The following is a 2,745-nucleotide window of genomic DNA, read 5'->3' on the forward strand; positions in this document are numbered from 1 at the left end:
GGCCAACGCCATCATCGCCTCGATATGGGCAAGGCCGTGATAGTGGCGGTCGTCCGCCTGATAGAGCGCGGAAAGCTCGTGCTTCAGCGGCTCGTCGATCAAGGGTTCGTCTTCCATGGCCGCTTGAATTTCCGTGAACCAAATCCATTTGACAAAGCACTAAGGAAAATTGAGTTCAACCGTGCTATGATCTGGCTTATAGAGCATGTCGCGCAAAAGTGCGCAGCGGTTTTGGGACAACGACATGCTCAAAACAGGCACTTAATGCGCATCGCCTGAATCACTTCGATCGCGATTCGCATTATGCGGCCGGAGAATAGGCAAGTCGCCAAGCCCGAGACATTAGATGGCCGGAGATCATTAATGAACAGCGTTACGATTGCCCGCCCGACCATGGTGGAGCCGATCGACCCGATCTGGCGCTCGATCCGCGACGAGGCGATGGAGGCGGTCAACCGCGATCCGCTGCTGGCGGCGTTCCTCTATTCGACCATCCTCAACCAGGAAAGCCTGGAGGAGGCGGTCATTCATCGGCTGGCTGAGCGGCTCGCCCATCAGGATATCGGTTCCGATCTCATCCGCCAGACATTCAAGGCGATGGCAGCCGACGACATGGACTGGTCGTCGACTGTGCGTGTCGACATCCAGGCCTATTACGATCGCGATCCGGCCTGCGACCGCTTCATCATGCCGGTGCTCTATTTCAAGGGCTTTCATGCCATCCAGACCCACCGGCTGGCACATTGGCTGTGGAACCAGGGCCGCCAGGATTTCGCGCTCTACCTGCAGAGCCGGTCGTCCTCGGTGTTCCAGACTGACATCAATCCGGCCGCCCGCATCGGCAAGGGCATCTTCCTCGACCACGCCACCGGCCTCGTCGTCGGCCAGACGGCGGTGATCGAGGACGACGTGTCGATCCTGCACGGCGTGACGCTGGGCGGCACCGGCAAGGCCGGTGGCGACCGCCATCCCAAGATCCGCTACGGCGTGCTGATCGGCGCCGGCGCCAAGATCCTCGGCAACATCGAAGTCGGCCATTGCTCGAAGATCGCGGCAGGCTCGGTGGTGCTGTCGCCGGTGCCGCACAACAAGACGGTTGCCGGCGTGCCGGCTCGTGTCGTCGGCGAGACCGGCTGCGACCAGCCTTCGCGGCAGATGGACCAGCTTTTGCCATCACAGTCGATGGACCACGTCGTCAGCTTCGATATCTGATTTCAAGTCCGCGGGGCGGGCAACGGAACTCCGTTTGCCGGCTCTGCCGCCTGTCGGTTCTCGCATATCCGGTCGGCTTGCCTTTACATCGCCATTGTCGACGTGCCAGAAGCGCGCTCAAACGAGCAAGACCGACGATCGGAGAAGAGTTTTGAAGCCGGACGAAATCAGAAAGCTGGACGCCTATTTCAAGCGCGTCTTCCAGAACCCCAAGCTTGAAGTGAAGGCGCGGCCGCGCAAGGACGATTCGGCCGAGGTCTATGTGGGCGACGAATTCCTCGGCATCGTCTTCAAGGACGAGGACGACGGCGACTATAACTTCTCGATGGCGATCCTCGACATCGATCTGGCCTGAGTCGGGGGTTCTTGGTTACCGGTAGGCGCCGTTATCCCTGGCGGAGAAGGGGACGCCAATCTCCGCCGTTTGCGATTTGCCCCCAAAGCGCGTCACATAATCCCTTCAGACACAATGGGTTAGCGCCCTGTCTTCAGCATACGCGCAGCCTCGGCGGCGATGGCTGCATCGAGCGCCTGCCAGTTCCCCAGAAATTCCATGGGAAAGCGGTAGCTGAGGCTGAGACTGTCGCCGACCAGAATGTCGCGTTCGCAGGGCGCCAGCGACTGCGCAGCACTCGGGCCGCTCAGGCAGCGGGCCACGAACGGGTCCTTGCCCCGGCGATTGGCGACCGCCAGCACCTCGTTGAAATAGCCTGATTTTTCGGTGAAGCCGTAGAGCGTGGTGCCGCCCGGGCCGGGCGTGCCGGGCTGGACGATCAGTGCGCTGTAGATCGGCGCGAAGCGGCCGCTCATCTCACGCGACATTATCTGCCGTTCGAACGATAGGAAAATGCTGTTCTTGCTTGATCCCGTATGGTTGAAATCGTTGCGGGCGGCTTCGCTGTAGCCGTCCATCTCGGGATAACGCAGATAGAGGTCGAGCCGCGAGGCGATGCCGTCGCGCCGGGCCTGGTCGAAGCGGATGACATTGGCCGGCACGGCGATGACGTTGTTGCCGATCACCACCTCGTGGATTGTCTTGTTGTCGGTGTATCCGGCCATGGCGATCGAGCGGCCGAACCATTTGCCGCCAAGGCTGATCGTCACCGAAAGCATTGCCAGCGCCGCGAACACGTAGAACACCCGCTTCATCAGCTTGGAATCGACGACGGCAAGTTGCGGACCGTTGGCGGTGGCTGGCTGCTTCATCGCGATCCCCAATTTTCGGCCGCCTGTCGCAAGATGTCCCATGGCCGTCCCCTGGGACGTCCCCTCTTGGGGTGTCCTTAGGCGGCACACGTGGCGCGCACGGCTCTTGCAACGGCGCCTATCGAACACCACTGTGCGATTTTATGGTAAATGGAAGGTAAAGATGGGTCCGGTCGAACACACACTCTTTGCATTTATGGTTGGGCTGACGGCGTGCGGCCTGGCCGGATCGGCGATGGAGCTGATGTCAGGCCGCCGGCTTGCCTTCGTCGAGCCCTATGTGTCGCCGGCGCATGTGCTGCGCTCGCTCGCCGCGACGGCCTGCGC

At 61.2% G+C, this 2,745-nt stretch carries 3 protein-coding genes; 2 read left to right on the top strand and 1 reads right to left on the bottom strand.

The features are described 5' to 3' along the window. Positions 1-363 precede the first annotated feature (363 nt). Together cysE and EOA85_RS31945 are read left to right on the top strand one after the other, a co-directional pair. A complete protein-coding gene (gene cysE, locus EOA85_RS31940; RefSeq protein WP_065008191.1) occupies positions 364-1,212 on the top strand; it encodes a serine O-acetyltransferase in 849 nt (282 codons plus the stop codon). Between the two features lie 151 nt (positions 1,213-1,363). After that, positions 1,364-1,567 (top strand): DUF3126 family protein, encoded by a 204-nt coding sequence (locus EOA85_RS31945; RefSeq protein ID WP_013531334.1) that lies wholly within the window; start codon positions 1,364-1,366, stop codon positions 1,565-1,567. A gap of 119 nt (positions 1,568-1,686) precedes the next feature. Here EOA85_RS31945 and EOA85_RS31950 read toward each other — a convergent pair whose 3' ends face one another. Beyond that, complete coding sequence (locus EOA85_RS31950) at positions 1,687-2,418, bottom strand: hypothetical protein (protein ID WP_127212390.1); 732 nt, start codon at positions 2,416-2,418, stop codon at positions 1,687-1,689. Between the last annotated feature and the right edge of the window lie 327 nt (positions 2,419-2,745).

Source organism: Mesorhizobium sp. M5C.F.Ca.IN.020.29.1.1 (assembly GCF_003997375.1).
Lineage (GTDB): Bacteria > Pseudomonadota > Alphaproteobacteria > Rhizobiales > Rhizobiaceae > Mesorhizobium > Mesorhizobium wenxiniae.